Here is a 17268-nt window from a genome sequence, read left to right on the forward strand (position 1 = left end):
ACAGCTCGGAAGGATCCTTCAACCGATCACTTTGGCTTTAACTGATCGGCATTACGACCTTAGGTCGCTCTTTTTAAATCATCGTTGTAGCAATAAGTTATCCGTACCAGTTTCAGTGAATGTGACTATGGCTCACTACCTGAGTCTTAGTTTCAGTGAAAGCGACGTCATCAAGTTGTAGGTTGATACGTTCAAGGTGACTTTCCAGTTTTTGACTTTTCTTAAACAGTTTTTGCTGCTTCTTAATCATCTTCGCGAGCTTTTTGTTGTACTTCTCTTGTTTCTTAGCCGCTTTCTTCGCTCGCTTGAGGTCGGCTTTTTCATCACCACTCGCATTAGCGATTCGTTTTTTCAGTTTGGCTTTTTTCTGTGATGCATTTTTATCTACAACATTAGGGGCAATATCAGCAGCGGCTGGATCGAACATTTGTACGCTCGGCTCAATTGTCTCGCTGATTTCCGCAAGCGATAACTCTGGTGCAGGTAATGTTTCCGCTAGTAGGCCGCATGCGGCTTTTTCTTCAACGGGTTTATTTTGACAGCCAAGAGGTGGAATTGCGGTTGGTTTGCATAGGTTCGCTTGATCCGCCGAAGAACGCGCACAAGAACGACACACAAATTTAGGTTCAGTAACCAAGCTGTGGATCTCTCCTAGGTGTTCAGTGATATCTCGACGGTTTAACTTACAAAAGCGTTTAGCCATGCTACAACTCCAGCTAAGAATAATAATGATTCTTAGTTAGATATACATCCGTAACGCGACTATCGCAAGTGTTAAATGGTGATTTATCGTATTTATGACGGGAAATTTTCTTAGTGTGTATCTAAGTTATTGATGCTTCAATTAAGTCATTGATGCTTTCACATACACATCAAAACGGTTCTTTTTAGTTTCGATTGCCATGCTCGGTTTTTGCTCGTCTAACCATGCTGCGTAATCCGGTCTTTTGACCACAACGCGCTTCGTTGCCAGCTTCATCGCAGGCTCAAACAAGCCATCGGCATCCAGATCGGCGCCAACCAAAGATTGGAATACTCGCATCTCTTTCTTAACCAAAGCCGACTTCTTCTTGTTCTCTGGATGTGGGTACATAGGATCGAGGTACACCACATCAGGCTGTTCGAAGTTAGGGTCGTTGCTAAGTTTATCCAGCGCATCGTGACTTGAAGCGTGAATCAACTTCATACGTTCGCTAACCCAACCGCCGATATCTGGGTCTTTTTTTGCTCTCTGCAGGCCGTCATCCAATAATGCAGCCACAACTGGATGTCGCTCTACCATCTGCACTTTACAGCCCAACGAAGCCAATACAAATGCGTCACGCCCTAAGCCTGCTGTACCATCAAGAATAGTTGGCGTTGCGCCTTTGTTTAGACCTGCCGCCTTAGCAATTGCCTGACCTTTACCACCACCAAACTTACGTCTGTGACCGACTGCGCCTCCGACTAAATCAACAAAAATAGCGCCAAGCTTAGGTTCATCGACTTTACGTAGCTCAAGTCGCTCGCGAGTCAGCACCAAAGCAAACTCGCTACTTTCATCATGAGATAAATTCCAACGGGTCGCTAAGTCATTTAAATGATCGATTTGGGTAGCATCTTCGCAAATCAGTTGTAGTTGCAAGGTCGTCTCCAACAGACAGTAGTATTCAAAACAAAAGAGGCAACCAGTTTACCTGATTGCCTCAACAATACATATTAGCGGTGAAAAGTATTCCCAGCTCGGTCGGCTTACCTAAACCAATTACTCGATCTCTCGTTCTTGCCTTAACTCTTCAACAAGCTCAGCCAGTGGCTTCGGTCGACCAATAACATAGCCCTGAGCATAGTTAACACCGAGTTCAATTAACTTATCGAGAATCTGAGTATTTTCAACAAATTCAGCCACCGTGTGCTTGCCCATCTGCTTCGCTAAATCATTGATCGAACGAACCATCACATAGTCCATCTCGTTAACATCAATATCACGCACAAACAGGCCATCAATTTTCACAATATCAACGGGCAATGCCTTCAGATATCCGAATGACGACAAGCCTGAACCAAAATCATCCAGAGCAATCAAACAGCCGAGCTCTTTAATTCGAGTAAAGAAGTTGATTGCCTGCTTCATATTACTCATGGCGGCCGTTTCAGTGATCTCTAAACAAACCTTATGGCAAGGCACTGATGAGCTCGCCAAACTTTCAATCAAGAATTCAACAAACTCTCGGTTACCCATCGAGTGACCAGAAAGGTTTATCGAACACATCCCCAAATCATCAACGAGATGTGGGCGTTGCTCCAACCAATTCAACGTCTGACTGACGACTTGGCGATCAATCAAATGCGCGATGTTATAGCGCTCGGAGGCTGGCATGAAGATCCCCGGTGAAATGTACTCACCTTGGACGTTCTTGATCCGCACCAGTATCTCAAAGTGCATTTTGTTGCTATTTTCCTCTAGACCAAGAATACGTTGGGCAAATAACTCCAAGCGATCATTGGCTAAGGCTTCGTGTACCAAGTTAACGCATTCCATTTCTAAATGGCGACGGCGCAGATCTTCATCATCTAGATGATAAAGGTGATAACGATTTCGCCCTTCCTCTTTAGCGGCATGGCAAGCGGCATCCGCCTGTGCATGCACCATTTGTGATGAAGCGGCAGTATGGTCAATCAATCGAATTCCGATAGAACAAGTAAGATTGAGGTGAATATCACCCCATAAGAATGGATTCTCACTCATCATCGATATAATACTGTGACAGACATTGACAGCATCTCGCTCAGTACAGTCTTTGATTAATACCGCAAACTCATCTCCCCCCATCCGAGCTAACACAGCATTGTAAGGAAGCACATCTTCTATCAGATTAGCGCTAAATAAGATCGCGGCATCACCCGCTTCATGCCCAGCAGTATCGTTCAATACTTTCAATTGGTCCAAATCTAAGAACAACATCGCATGAGTTCTCATATGACTCTCGACCTCTTTCAGCGCCTTTTGTAGCTCTTGCTCAAAGTGGTTGCGGTTGAAAGTGTCTGTAAGCAGGTCATAACGCGCTTGGTATTCTAACTTTTCAGAAAGTTCGCGGGTTTCAGTAATATCCTCTCCCACAATCAACAGCTGACCCGAGTCGACCAATGGACGAATATTTTCACGAATCCAGATCGTTCTACCGTCCGCATGACGATACTCGATATCACGACGCCACACGCCGCGAATTTTGTGCTGTGGTTGCAACAAGATATGACGAGGAATCATCGCGTTCTCATCCACATAAAATTCTCTAGGGCGATGCCCCAAAAGCAGATCAAGTGGATAACCTAGTAATTCTTCAGCAAACTGGTTCACTTGCTGAATGCGATTATTGACATCCAGTGTAATCATCATCACCGGCTGCTTGTCGTAATACAGTTTGAGATTCGCTTCACGTTGGAACAATTTGTTCTCAGCAAGCTTTCGTGAGGTAACATCACGAGCTTCAAATAAGAACTGAATGGTGTCCTCTTCACTGCTCGGCATCGGCTTTAAAGAGATATCTAGCACCATTCCACCACGATCACGGCACCATACCTCAGCCTCAAATCGTAGGGTTGGATAATCATCCCTTTCAGCAAAATACTCCTTCAGCGCTTCGCCAGCGGCATCCTCCCAATATTCTTGGAGAGGTGTTCCTAATTTATAACCTTGATTATAAAGAAGCTCATGCAGCTTACTGTTGCTCGACAGCAGTACACCGCCTTTATCAAGAATACCCATGTACTGTAGACTTTGATCGAATATCGACTCCAGTAACAGCTGGCTTTGTCGGCTAGCACGCTCACTTTTCTTAAGGCGGTTGAGGTAGTAAATCAAGGTCGCGATAACACTCGACATAACCAGAAACAGCAAAACTATGGTTCGAATTTCATCGCGGTAACGCGTCAGGAATGATTTAGGCTTATTGAGAAAAGTAATTGAAGCTTCATTCTCAGTTCCCAGATTCCAACGAGAGAGTTGTTGATAGTCGAGCTTAATCTCTGAGGAACCAGCAGCAATAGGGGGCAATGGCTGATTTGGATTAGCAAGCACCTTCAATAAAACACGCCCTGTATCTCGGCCTTGAGTTTTTCCACTTTGAATGACACCACCAATCGCCCCAAAACCTAGCCCCAAATCGTGTACCATATACAACGGCATTTGGGTTTTAATGTTCAATTGACGCCAGTCCTCAACGCTACTCACGTTGCCTTTAGCATCGCGATAGTATGCCCAAAACAATAAACTCTGACCGAGATCAGTTCGCTGAGAAAACGCTATTAATTCTTGGTAAGAATTGGGGACATAATGCTCCACCAAACCGGAAAAATTTGGGTTGGTTTTAATAGAACTATCAACTTGTGAGCGGATAGCCTCACCTGTTACTGAATGGTCAGTAACAATGTATATCTTCTTTACGTTTGTTTGAAGGCGTTGGATTAACTCAATATTACCTTCTAGATCAATATCTTCAGTAATACCTGTCGCGTTCAAACCTTCAATCATTTCAGGGGAGAAATTGTTGATGCCACCAAAGATTACTGGCGTATCTTTGAGATCGGGCGCAAGGCGCTTCATTAAATTAAGGGCGTTATTGTCACTGACCACAACCGCAGCAAATTCTTCATGCATCAACTTGGTGTGATAAAGCTGATAAACGCGCTCTAAGTATTCTGGGTTTTGAGTTCGTTTACTATCCAAATAAACAACTCGATACGATAGTCGATCACGGTCCAGTTCTTCTGATAATCCTTTGTGGAAATCATCAGTCCAGAAAAAACCCTGATGATAAGAGTGAATAACCAACACATCTTTTGTTTGAGCTGAAACAAAAGCACTCCAACACATAACAATCAAAAACAACGAAAATCGCACTGAATTCACCCTAACACTATAGTTGCTGCTAATATTATCACCCTTGGCTATGATGTGTACTAAAGCCGGTATGTTTTTTATTCACCCTAAGGATTATGCATGTCCACAACTACAGCTCGTCTGGATGATCTAGACCGTGCCATTCTCAAAACCTTAATGGAAGATGCGCGCACGCCTTATGCTGAAATGGCAAAGAAATTCGATGTCAGCCCCGCGACGATTCACGTTCGTATCGAAAAGATGAGATCGGCCGACATTATTGAGCGAACCGAGGTTGTGGTAAACACCAAGAAGCTTGGTTACGACGTGTGTTGTTTTATTGGTATCAACCTTAACGCAGCTCGCGACTACCACTCAGCCATTGCAAAACTGAATGCATTAGATGAAGTGGTTGAGGCTTACTACACCACTGGCGCCTACAACATTTTCGTAAAGCTGATGTGTAAATCGATCGAAGAGTTGCAGTTCGTACTGATCGATAAATTGCAGGCGATTGACGAGGTTCAATCGACTGAGACACTGATTTCATTGCAGAACCCTATCAACCGCAATGTAAATCCATAATCGTTTGATAAATCGATACAAAAAGAGCCTCACAAGGAGGCTCTTTTCACATTCTGACTAGCACAATATTAAGCGCTGATACCCGCATGACGCAGCATCGCGTCGATTTGTGGCTCACGACCACGGAAGCGTTTGAACAGCTCCATTGGCTCTTCGCTGCCACCCATTTCAAGGATGTTATTCAAGAAACGATTACCCGTTTCAGTGTTGAAGATACCCTCTTCTTCAAATGCAGAGAACGCATCTGCAGACAATACTTCAGCCCACAGGTAGCTGTAATAGCCTGCACTGTAGCCACCAGCAAAGATGTGACCAAAGCTGTGCGAGAAGCGGTTCCAATCAAGACTTGGCAGTACCGATACCTTAGACTTAACATCCGCTAGTGTTTCTAGTACGCGAGCACCGACTTCTGGATCGTATTCAGTGTGTAGCGTGAAATCGAACAGGCCAAGCTCTAGCTGACGCAGGATAAACATCGCAGATTGGAAGTTTTTCGCCGCTAGCATCTTCTCTAGCATCTCTTTCGGTAACGCTTCACCAGTTTCGAAATGACCAGAGATGAACGACAACGCCTCCTCTTCCCAACACCAGTTCTCGAGGAACTGACTTGGCAACTCAACCGCGTCCCAAGGCACGCCATTGATACCAGAAACCGCACTCGCATCAACTTGCGTTAACATATGGTGAATACCGTGGCCGAATTCGTGGAACAAGGTTACCACTTCATCGTGCGTAAATAGCGCAGGCTTATCACCGACTGGCTTGTTGAAGTTACACGTAAGGTAAGCCACTGGCGTTTGTAACTCGCCAGATTGAGTAATGCGACGACCGCGACAGTCATCCATCCAAGCGCCACCACGTTTGTGTTCACGTGCGTATAGGTCTAGATAGAAGCTACCGCGCAATGTGCCTGTCGCATCAAAGATGTCGAAGAAGCGCACTGAATCATGCCATGTATCCACACCTTCACGCTCAGTCACAGACATACCAAACACACGGTTTAGTACTTCGAACAAACCAGACACTGCGTTCGACTCAGGGAAGTATGGACGAAGCTCTTCATCAGAGATCTCGAACAAGTTCTGTTTTTGTTTCTCGCTGTAGTAAGCGATGTCCCACAGGTTTAGCTCAGAGACACCAAACTCTTTCTCAGCAAACTGACGTAGCTCTTCGACTTCGCGCTCACCTTGTGGTTTGGCTTTTACTGCTAGGTCGTTAAGGAAACCAAGTACTTGGTCTGGCGTTTCTGCCATCTTAGTCGACAGAGATTTTTCGCTGTAAGTGCTAAAGCCAAGCATGCGTGCGATCTCGTGACGCAGCTTAAGTTGTTCAGTGATGATCTCAGTGTTGTCCCACTTGCCCGCATTTGGACCGCGATCTGAAGCGCGAGTTACGTAGGCTTCGTACAGTTCTTTACGCAGTTCTTGGTTATCACAGTACGTCATCACTGGTAGATATGAAGGGATGTCCAGAGTCAGTAGGTAACCTTCTTGCTCTTTAGCTTGTGCCGAGGCTTGTGCTGCTGCCAATGCCGACTCAGGCATACCAGCCAGTTCAGCCACGTCTGTAACTTGCTTGCTCCAACCCATGGTTGCATCAAGCACATTGTTTGAGAATTGAGAACCCAGCTCAGACTGACGCTTGCTGATCTCGCCGTAGCGGTGCTGCTCGTCTGCGGGTAAGCCAATGCCTGATAATTCAAAGTCACGCAGTGCGTCGGTAATGGTTTTCTGTTGAGCTTGGTCTAATGCCGAGAATGCCTCACTCGCCTTGATCGCTTTATACGCTTCGAACAAACCTTTGTGTTGGCCGACCCACGTGCCGTACTCAGAAAGTACAGGCAGGCAGCTCTCATAAGCGTCACGCAGTTCGTCGCTGTTCATCACAGAATTCATATGGCTTACAGGTGACCAAATACGGCCTAAACGATCATCCACTTCTTCAATTGGAGCAACGAGGTTGTCCCAGCTTGGTGAAGTATTACCTTCAAGTACTTGTTCTATCTTGTTGCGACACTCTTCAATCACTTGCTCAACCGCTGGCTTAACGTGCTCAGGTTTGATCTGTGAAAACGGAGGTAAATCCGTGAAGGTTAATAGCGGATTAGACATATAAACATTCCTTTGGCTTTAGAGACTTTCGTCTTTTTTGTAATGAGGTCGTCTTACAGTCATCAGGCTCAGGGTCACCCTAAAAAATCACCTGCGAATAGTTATTAGATAGTGCCCAACAAGGCAAATTTCAATAGTAGAACCAATAACTAACTGCATATTGCTCGCGACTGTTCCTGAATTGTTCGAGAATTTATGGTCCATTGGGGGTTATAATAGTCAAACTAACCCCACCTACACTAACCACACTCTAATTCGAGAGTGTTACGAGAGTTTAATTTGTTAAGTTATCGCCACAGCTTCCACGCGGGCAACCATGCCGACGTAGTAAAGCATATCGTACAGAGCCTTATTCTTAATTCTTTGAAACAAAAGGATAAGCCTTTTGTTTACCATGACACTCACTCTGGTGTAGGTCGTTACGACTTAACGCATGAATGGTCTGAAAAAACGGGCGAATACAAACAAGGTATTGCCCGCGTCTGGGCACAAACAGAACTTCCTGAAGACATTCAAAGCTACCTTGAGTCTATCTCAGCACTCAACAATGGCGAAAAACTGCGTTTCTACCCAGGTTCACCACGTGTTGCACGTGCACACCTGCGTGATCAAGACCGCATGGTATTAACTGAGCTTCACCCAGCCGATCACCCTCTGCTTGAGCAAGAGTTCCACCGCGATCGTCAGGTATCTATCTATAAAGAAGATGGCTTCCAACGCCTAAAAGGCAGTCTGCCACCTAAAGAACGTCGTGGTTTGGTTCTTATCGATCCACCTTACGAGCTGGCAAAAGAGTATCGTGATGTTGTGACTGCGATTGCTCAAAGCCATAAGCGCTGGGCAACTGGTATCTACGCAATTTGGTACCCAGTGGTAAATCGCTGTGATATCGAAGATATGATCGAAGGCCTTGAAGGCTTAGGCATCAACAAGATTCTACAAATCGAACTTGGCGTATCACCAGACACCAACGAGCGTGGCATGACAGCATCAGGCATGATTGTTATCAACCCACCTTGGAAGCTAGAAAGCCAAATGAACGAAATTCTTCCATTCTTGAAGGAAGCAATTGCGCCGGCAACCGGTCACTTCAAAGTAGAGTGGATCGTACCCGAGTAATCTCGAACTTAACGTCATGCTCCGACGAATACTCAGCAGACTGTGACGTACACGAATAAATTTTAAACAGGGAGATTGAGTTCAACCGATCTGCCCTCAATATAATAATTAGACAATTTAAGAATCTATAGGACGTAGGTGTTCAGTGCGCTCACTGTACCCACAGCCTTCAATAAATGGAGAAAGTAATGGCGACTCATTTTGATTACATCTGTATCGGCGGCGGTTCAGGCGGCATCGCATCAGCTAACCGCGCAGCAATGCACGGTGCAAAAGTTGCACTTATCGAAGCTCAAGACCTTGGTGGTACTTGTGTAAACGTTGGTTGTGTTCCTAAAAAGGTTATGTGGCACGGTGCTCAAGTTGCTGAAGCGATCAACCTATATTCAAAAGACTACGGCTTCGACGTTGACGTAAAAGGCTTCAACTGGGGCAAACTGGTTGAAAACCGTCAAGCGTACATTGGTCGTATCCACCAATCTTACGATCGCGTTCTTGGTAATAACAAAATAAACGTAATCAAAGGCTTTGCTAAGTTTGTCGATGAGAAGACTGTTGAAGTTAACGGTGAGCACTACACCGCTGATCACATCCTGATCGCAGTGGGTGGTCGTCCAACCATTCCAAACATCCCTGGCGCAGAGCACGGTATCGACTCAAACGGTTTCTTCGATCTGATGGAGCAACCTAAACGTGTTGCTGTAATCGGCGCAGGCTACATCGCAGTAGAAATCGCAGGCGTACTAAGTGCACTTGGCACAGAGACACATTTGTTCTGTCGTAAAGAGTCTCCACTTCGCAGCTTCGACCCAATGATCGTTGAAACACTGGTTGAAGTAATGGAAGCGGAAGGTCCAACACTTCACACGCATTCTGTTCCTAAAGAAGTAGTGAAAGAAGCAGATGGCACGCTGACTCTGCACCTAGAGAACGGCAACACTCAAAACGTTGACCACCTAATTTGGGCTATCGGCCGCCACCCAGCGACTGACGCTATCAACCTAGCATCAACGGGTGTTGCAACCAACGACCGTGGCTACATCAAAGTAGACGAGTTCCAAGCAACCAACGTTCCTGGTATCTACTGTGTAGGCGACATCATGGAAGGCGGTATCGAACTAACACCTGTTGCTGTTAAAGCCGGTCGTCAGCTTTCTGAGCGTCTATTCAACGGTCAAACAAACGCAAAGATGGACTACACGCTCGTTCCTACTGTTGTATTCAGCCACCCACCTATCGGCACTATTGGTCTAACGACTCAAGAAGCTGAAGAGCAATACGGCAAAGACAACATCAAGGTATACACGTCTGGTTTTACTGCAATGTACACTGCGGTCACTCAGCACCGCCAACCTTGTAAGATGAAGCTAGTATGTGCTGGCGAAGAAGAGACTGTAGTCGGCCTACACGGCATCGGTTTTACTGTTGATGAAATGATTCAAGGCTTCGGCGTTGCAATGAAAATGGGCGCAACCAAAGCAGATTTCGACTCTGTTGTGGCGATTCACCCAACGGGCAGCGAAGAATTCGTTACCATGAGGGGTTAGTGTAGGAAAAGCATCTTACACACGTAAATAAATCTGGAAAATAATCAATCACTGTCCATACTGTATACATGGACGGTGATATTTTTCAGGATAATTTATGACATACCTTGTACACTCCAGCGATGTTTTCAAAGAGACTGAGCTACAAAAACTGGATAATGGTACATTCCATTGCCTCCCCTCCAATGACAATATCGGTTCGCTGCCAACCCTCTTTTCGCAAGATGGTGTATTCAATCACGAAGCCAACAGCTACCTGTTTTATCTCAAGGCAATAAAGAAGGCAGAAGACCTATCTCCCTGCGCACAGGCACTGCGTGCCTATTACCAATTTCTTGAGGACAAGGGACTACGCTGGGATAAATTCCCGCCAGTCAAACGGCTCAAACCAACTTACCTGTACCGCTCTCACCTGCTCAAGCAAATAAAGCAAGGCGAGCTTGCACACAGCACTGCCAGTGTTCGTATGAACCAAATCGTCAATTACTATAAGTGGCTACTGCATGATGGTTACCTACGCGTAAAGAATGAGAAGGAAGCCCCATTCAAAATGGAGTTTGTCTCTGTTCAGAACAGTGGGATGCTTGCCCACATATCCCCAACTTTCATTGTTGAGACCAGTGATTTACGCATAAAGGTTCCGAGGGATGCAGATAGTAAAAACATCAGGCCACTATCCCCATTAAGCCGTGATGCTCTTAGTATTTTAACTCAACACCTTCCACAAACATCTGAAGAGTTGCGCCTGCAAGCCTTGCTTGCAATTGATACAGGAATGCGGGTTGAAGAAGTGGCAACCCTAACTCTAGATGCGCTAGACACTGCAACCCCGCTTGCTGAGAGCGAGCATCGCTTTGAAATTCTGTTATGCCCCCGCTCTACTGGCGTACAAACCAAGTTCTTAAAAACTCGGACTGTCGAGATTTCATCGGATTTGATCCAGTCGTTGAATGAGTATCGAATTTCAGAGCGACGCCTTAAGCGTGTTACTAGGCTTAACGAGAAAATAGAACAATTACACAGTGATGCTGTCAGCTTCACCCAGAAGACCATTGAAACACTAGAGCGTTGTGATCGTCACGAACCACTTTTTGTTAGCCAACAAGGCAACCCTGCTACGGGTAAATCCATTGAAGCTCGATGGATTGAGTTCAGGGCAGAAATAAAACAGGTAGAGCCATCATTTTCCCATCGCTTCCATGATTTACGCGCCACCTATGCCACCTATCGTCTCAATGATTTGCTAGAGGCTAAATTGCCCGTTGTCGACTGTATGGAGCTTCTGATGGGTTGGATGGGGCATAAAGATGAAAGTACGACTTGGAAGTATTTACGCTTTCTAAAACGCAAAGAGGCTTTCAAAGTGAAGTATGGCATCCTTGATGCGATTATGCACGATGCGTTAGGTGGTAACGATGACTGAACCTACCTACCTTTCTGACTGGAAACCAGAACTTTGCTTTAATCTTAATGCGTACAACAACGCTTTAGCTGACTTTAATCGCCTTTTATTTAAAGGCTTTCCTCCAACTCACAAACTACAGCAGAGCCATCAATTCGAGAATGCTAACCGTAGAGAGTTTGCTCTTAGATTAAAAGACAGATTTAGTGAAAAAATGGATGAAGGTTCTAGCCATAAATCTCTATATGGGGTTTTTAGTGAATTATCACAGTACCTTCGATGGTGCGATAAAGAAAATTATGCAGCTTTTAGCCAACACTCATTAGAAGGCTACATGGAGCACATACAAGTTCGTGTCATGTTGGGGGAAATAAAACGTAGTTCATATAAAGTTAGACGAGCAAATATGGTCTCCCTATTCACTAGATACCTTGATTTACCACACTATTATTTTAATAACGTGATTATCATGGACAACAGCGATCGAGAACCGTTTGAGAGCTACACACGTAGCGATTTAAATCAATTGCTCCCTTTCTTAAGGCGTCTTTTCAATCAAACCTATTCACAGTTTATTGAAGCCCCTGATAAGCACATTCATGCGTCAAAGGTTACACCGACTATGACCTTTGAATGGCTAGGTGAAAAATATCAACTTTGTGGAGGTATATCTAAGATGATGTGTACTGCCGCCTACTTATTGTCTTATTACACCTATGCCAACACAAGCACTCTATTGCAACTAAGACAGCCAAACAATGCTTCGATATTTACTGGTGAAGTCTGGTACACAATGCCAGCTTTCAAACGTCGCGCATTTAAAACCATTCAAATTGAAATTGGTGAGCATGAATTAGAGATCCCCAAGTATGCCATGACTTTTTTCGACAAATTACTGAAAGCTTCACGAATAATAAGTACCAGCGAGCAAGCAACTCTTCTTCAGACGATTGCATCCAAAAAGATACAACCATTAAAGAGCAGAACTCTACAGGCATTTCTCAAACTCTGGGTCGAAAAAAACTTCACATTTACAGATCAAGTTGGAAGGCGTTTACGCCCTAACATTAGCCGATTTCGTGAAACTGGCTCCCAATTAACCGCTTACCATCAGGGGGAAATGGTTAATGACCTCATGCTTAACAACACGCCCAGCACTCGTCGGCGTCACTATAGCGAGGGAAATAAGCAGGCCAATAACGGCATGATGCAAGATACGATGTTAATTCGGGAAGAACAGGTCAAGAGCAGCGTCAGCACCAAGCAAGCTCAGGAAAACCTCGGTATTGAGGTACTGATTATCGAGGAAGAAAACAAGATTAACCTTCCCAATTTGAGCCGTACTTCTAATGGCGGCAGTTGCGCATCTCCATTCGGTGGAAAGTCCCAGAAATACACCAAGAAAGCTCAAGCACAAGGGCTTGCAAAGGAGGGAGAGCGATTAGCCTGTGCAGACCTACTAGGGTGCTTTGGTTGCCCAGACCAAGTGATTGTTCAGTCGGTATCAGATATCTGGTGCCTGCTCTCATTCAGAGCCTGTATTGAAGAATCACTGTTCCTTCACTTGGATGCCAGCCATTATAAAAAAAACTTTGAAAACATCATACATTTTATCGAGCAAAAAATACTACCAAGCATAAATCAGCAGATATTGAGAAAGGCAGAAGCCAAACTTGATGATGATGGTTTGCACCCTGCATGGAGCGACAACGAATCAGTTTTAAGCTTAATTTCAAAATCACCAGTCGAGGTAGGATAATGGATACATCTAAACTCTATTTACCCGACTTTCCACAGCAGAATAAGGTCACGGATGTTGATGTAGTAACGCTCTACCATGAGAAAAGATATGAAGAGCTAGATACCATCGTCATCTGCAAGGATAAAGACGGAAACGTTACCGCCAACTTTGGCCAGAACAATTGGGATTGCCTGCCTTTCTCGCGAAAAAAGAGCAGGAACAACCTAAGCACAGAAGAGTTTGACAATATCCCTGAGCTACAACAGGAACTAAAATTGCTAAGTTATGGCTGGCTATTTAACAAAAGTCCAAAGCAGAAAAAAGCACTCAAGTTTTCAAGTGTACGAACTCGATTTGACAATATAAAAGTGGTTTATCGTTTCTTACAAAGGAACAACCATAAGTCACTAAAATGTCTTTCTTTATCTATGGTTTGGAGTGATTTTGAGCACTTTTTACAAGAGGGTAACTATGCCCAAGGGACTATCGAGTCAACTTTTGTTGCATTAAATGCCGCTATAAATGATGAGTCATGGCACAAGCTTGAGCTTGGACTCAATCCAATAAAGTCAAAAACAGAAGCAAGACGGATAAGTTTCATTGAAGCGCAGCAAACTCTTGTTATCCCTGAACGTCTATGTGATGCCATTTATGGAAAAGCCATAGAACTGGTCAATGGAGCTCACCCATATAGACAATTAATATTAGATATTGAGAAGTCTCTACAGGATAACTATGTTAAGGGAGTGCGCAATCTTGAAGAAAGAATAAAGCAAGGGAACCATTACTCATTCATGAATGAGGACGGTAGCATTGACAAACGAAAATTCACTTCCGCCGCTCAAGAGTTACAACCACATAAAGTCAAAGACCTCATCGCTCCATTAGCCGCTAAAGTACCAAGTATTAGACTGAAAAGTGGAACGGACTTTAAGCGCTACTGGGGTCAATTAACTAATGCTTGCTATATCATTTGTGGGGGTTTTAGCGGTATGCGAGATTCCGAAATCGATAAATTAACGCCTAAAAGTTATTACAAGGATAGCTTTGAAGGACGTGATTTCCACATGCTGCAATCTCATACTTTTAAGTTAGGGCATAAAAGAGAAACATGGGTTACCGCCTCATCTTCTAAAACTGCAATAGAGTTAATGGCCACACTAACTGAAGAATGGCGGAAAGAAGTTAGTTATCCAGATAAAAAATACAAAGACTCTATTTGGGTAAATAAATCATACCGCTCCAAGCCACCCGCATTGATTACTGGCTGGAATCACCGACTACAGCGTTTTTGTAATCAGTTCAACTTCATTGTAACTGAAGAGGATTTCGCAGAATGCTTAGCATCAAACCCTCGTTCATTAAATCGTGTAAAACAAGATGTAATCGTTGGAAACCCATGGCACATGACAGTTCATCAGTTCAGGCGTACCTTGGCCTTTTACTGCATCAAAAACCGTCTAGGGACATTAGTGGCGCTCAAACAGCAGTTCAAGCATCTCTACCTTGCAATGACAGAGTGGTATACGAACGGTGGGAAGCTGGCGAGCCTACGAGATCTGAAAGTGGACGAGCAAGTTCAAAAGGCACTTGATGAAATCAATGCAGAAACCACAGCCAATAAAATCTTTAAACAGTGGCATTCAGATGAAACCCTGTCTGGCACTCATGGAAAAGCGATCATGAAAATGCGAGGGGATGTGCCGACCATTTATAGCTCATGGGATGTTATCTATAAAGCCGTAAAGGATGGTAAGTTGACGCTACATGGTTCAATGCACAGCTATTGCAAATCTGGTTATGACTGCGATATGGACGGAGTGGTCACTCCCCAGTTCTGTGTGGACTGTGGTTCAGGAAGTAGCATCATTGACGAGCAGCAGGCTAAGTGGTGGCAGAAAAAACACCGCAGTCTAGTTGCTTATATGGAATCTGGCGAAGAAATTTCGATAAGTGAACATAGCCACTATGTCACTCAAGTAAGAGCCGCAGAGAAAGTCATGGCTGACTTTGATATGCCCTTTACCCCTTTTGAACCTGATTTGAAGGTAGCTAACTTATGAGCAAGAGCGAGAACACACTCCTAAAACTAGAAGCAGCCCTAGAGCGCATTAAACAAGGAAAACCAAAGCGTATCCCTACCCACCGTAAGCTCAGTGTACGCGCTGTTGAGGAAGAGGCTAACTTGGGTAATGGCAGCGGCTACTACTACCCTGAGTTTGTAGAAAAAGTTAAAAAAACTAAAGCTGATATTGCAGAAGGCCAAGGCGAGATCGTTCAGCCAGAGATACAGACGGTACGCACTAAGCTCAAAGAGCAGAAACGTATCAAGGAAAACTTTAAGGCTAAGTATGAGGCTGAGAGAGAGAAACTAGCCCTGTTCGCTGCTTCACAGCACCACCTTAACGATAAGCTGGTTCAAGCGTTGGCTCATATAGAAGATTTGGAGTTTCAAAACTCCCAATTACGTGAAGAGTTAGCTCAACTAAAGCGAAGCAAGGTTGTTTCGATTAAGTAATCGTTGAGTTGAGGAATACTAAAGCTTACTCAATACCTTCAAGCTTTTTCTTAATGTGGTCGATAAGGTTTTTCTTGTCGACCTCATTCAACTTATCTATCAAGCAGACAAGCTCTGCAGAATCAACATCCTCACAAAAAAAGTAGCTCAATGGCACTCCAAGCTCATCAGCAATTAACTTCAAGGTTTGAGCATCCGGTGTATGCTTCCCTTTCTCATACTGATTCATTCTTGGACTAGCAGAACCTTCATCCATACCTATACGAACTCCCAAAGCCTTCTGAGAGAGGTTTGCTTTTTTACGCGCTTCTTTGAGGCGTATTGGTAACGGATTATTGAACGACACTGATGCTTCATATCTCTAAGCTCTATATAACTAAGATTTTCTTAGTTTTACTGATTTCTGCATACTAAGCAATCCTTAGTATTTGAGTGATATAAGCAATACATGAAACGTTCTACGAAAATCTGCGCAGAAATGCACAAGTTGTTGATTGAAAAAAGAATGGATGGTTTTTCTGTTGTGGAAGCAAGGGATGCTTCATTAAATATTGAAAAAGGTACACAAAACCTGGATGAAGCTCGGAAGAAGATTTATCGCCAAATATGGCAATATCAACAAAAGGGGTGGTTGCGAAGTGAAGGTGAAGGAAGAAACAAAAAGTACTTTCAAACCGAACAATTTAGAGATCTCCAGGTAGCGCCTCGAAAAAAAGCCACACGTACCGCTTCTATAAAAGAGTGCGCAACGGATTATTCCGTGTTATTTCGAGAGAGTAATGAATACAAAGGTGAATTGGAGATCGTGCTTGGTGAAATTGAAGAATACCAGTCATTAAGGTCTCGCTTCCCTGAGCTTGAGTGCAAGTTAACCCCACTGTTACAGCAAGCAAAAGAGCGTTCAGCACACCTACTTGGAAAGGTGAATGGGTTGACGAATGTTCTTAAAACCCTCTCAGAAGATTGCCAACCGTGTTAAGACATTGGCAACTAGAGTGCTCAGAGAAAGCCTTACAAAAATATAGAAAAAACCAAAAACACTTTTTCTGCCAAGCAACCCCTGGGGCTGGAAAAACCGTACTTGCCGCCACTATCGCATCAAAATTGCTAAAAGACGGTTTGGTCAATCTTGTATTATGTTTCTCTCCATCATTAACAGTTTCTGATGGTATAAAAAAAACCTTTTCACAGACTCTTAATTGCACCTTTAATGGTGGGCTAGGCTCTATCGGACAATCACTCACATACCAATCCATTCAATTTCTCAATGATGAATTTTGGAAGACACTTCGTAATCACCGAGTGTTCGTCGTCTTTGATGAGATACACCATTCCCTATCTGGCAGGGTAGTTGTCACTGTTAAAATTTAACCAGTTTGGGCGATAA

The 17268-nt window shown here is 44.1% G+C and carries 13 protein-coding genes and 1 pseudogene; 9 read left to right on the forward strand and 5 right to left on the reverse strand.

The features are described from left to right. Positions 1-112: 112 nt before the first annotated feature. From ACED53_RS20450 to ACED53_RS20460, 3 genes are all read right to left on the reverse strand, one after another. The gene (locus tag ACED53_RS20450) at positions 113-703 is read right to left on the reverse strand and encodes a hypothetical protein (RefSeq protein ID WP_017101121.1); all 591 of its coding nucleotides are present in this window, start codon (positions 701-703) and stop codon (positions 113-115) included. A gap of 141 nt (positions 704-844) precedes the next feature. Further along, complete coding sequence (locus tag ACED53_RS20455; protein WP_017099236.1) at positions 845-1624, reverse strand: class I SAM-dependent methyltransferase; 780 nt, start codon at positions 1622-1624, stop codon at positions 845-847. Between the two features lie 120 nt (positions 1625-1744). Next, positions 1745-4852, reverse strand: a complete 3108-nt coding sequence (locus tag ACED53_RS20460; protein ID WP_347230505.1) for an ABC transporter substrate binding protein — start codon at positions 4850-4852, stop codon at positions 1745-1747. 126 nt (positions 4853-4978) lie between these two features. On the opposite strand from ACED53_RS20460, the gene asnC reads away from it, so the two are divergent. Continuing rightward, positions 4979-5443 (forward strand): transcriptional regulator AsnC, encoded by a 465-nt coding sequence (asnC, locus tag ACED53_RS20465; RefSeq protein ID WP_009848066.1) that lies wholly within the window; start codon positions 4979-4981, stop codon positions 5441-5443. A 68-nt stretch (positions 5444-5511) separates the two neighbouring features. On the opposite strand, the gene prlC is transcribed toward asnC, so the two are convergent. Then, positions 5512-7554 (reverse strand): oligopeptidase A, encoded by a 2043-nt coding sequence (gene prlC / locus ACED53_RS20470; RefSeq protein WP_017101123.1) that lies wholly within the window; start codon positions 7552-7554, stop codon positions 5512-5514. Positions 7555-7833: 279 nt separating this feature from the next. On the opposite strand from prlC, the gene ACED53_RS20475 reads away from it, so the two are divergent. The 6 genes from ACED53_RS20475 (at position 7834) to ACED53_RS20500 (ending at position 15881) form a co-directional block, all read left to right on the forward strand. Then, positions 7834-8673 (forward strand): 23S rRNA (adenine(2030)-N(6))-methyltransferase RlmJ, encoded by an 840-nt coding sequence (locus ACED53_RS20475; RefSeq protein WP_029224298.1) that lies wholly within the window; start codon positions 7834-7836, stop codon positions 8671-8673. 188 nt (positions 8674-8861) lie between these two features. Continuing rightward, complete coding sequence (gene gorA, locus ACED53_RS20480) at positions 8862-10220, forward strand: glutathione-disulfide reductase (RefSeq protein ID WP_029224087.1); 1359 nt, start codon at positions 8862-8864, stop codon at positions 10218-10220. Between the two features lie 97 nt (positions 10221-10317). Next, positions 10318-11643: a site-specific integrase gene (locus ACED53_RS20485; RefSeq protein ID WP_017101124.1), complete on the forward strand. Its 1326-nt coding sequence runs from the start codon at positions 10318-10320 to the stop codon at positions 11641-11643. Beyond that, positions 11636-13381, forward strand: a complete 1746-nt coding sequence (locus tag ACED53_RS20490; protein ID WP_017101125.1) for a hypothetical protein — start codon at positions 11636-11638, stop codon at positions 13379-13381. Before ACED53_RS20485 ends, ACED53_RS20490 begins: the two co-directional genes overlap by 8 nt. Then, positions 13381-15426 (forward strand): hypothetical protein, encoded by a 2046-nt coding sequence (locus tag ACED53_RS20495; RefSeq protein WP_017101126.1) that lies wholly within the window; start codon positions 13381-13383, stop codon positions 15424-15426. Before ACED53_RS20490 ends, ACED53_RS20495 begins: the two co-directional genes overlap by 1 nt. Next, on the forward strand, positions 15423-15881 hold the full coding sequence (locus tag ACED53_RS20500; RefSeq protein ID WP_017101127.1) for a hypothetical protein: 459 nt from the start codon (positions 15423-15425) through the stop codon (positions 15879-15881). Before ACED53_RS20495 ends, ACED53_RS20500 begins: the two co-directional genes overlap by 4 nt. Positions 15882-15906: 25 nt before the next feature. On the opposite strand, the gene ACED53_RS20505 is transcribed toward ACED53_RS20500, so the two are convergent. Next, positions 15907-16227: a helix-turn-helix domain-containing protein gene (locus ACED53_RS20505; RefSeq protein ID WP_017101128.1), complete on the reverse strand. Its 321-nt coding sequence runs from the start codon at positions 16225-16227 to the stop codon at positions 15907-15909. A 102-nt stretch (positions 16228-16329) separates the two neighbouring features. Here ACED53_RS20505 and ACED53_RS20510 point away from each other — a divergent pair, with 102 nt between their 5' ends. Then, the gene (locus ACED53_RS20510) at positions 16330-16860 is read left to right on the forward strand and encodes a hypothetical protein (RefSeq protein ID WP_017101129.1); all 531 of its coding nucleotides are present in this window, start codon (positions 16330-16332) and stop codon (positions 16858-16860) included. Next, a pseudogene (locus ACED53_RS20515) lies at positions 16854-17213 on the forward strand (DEAD/DEAH box helicase); the annotation flags it as partial. The gene ACED53_RS20510 and the pseudogene ACED53_RS20515, both read left to right, overlap by 7 nt. Positions 17214-17268: the final 55 nt, after the last annotated feature.

It is taken from the genome of Vibrio sp. 1F169 (genome assembly GCF_041439605.1).
Taxonomy (GTDB): domain Bacteria; phylum Pseudomonadota; class Gammaproteobacteria; order Enterobacterales; family Vibrionaceae; genus Vibrio; species Vibrio tasmaniensis_A.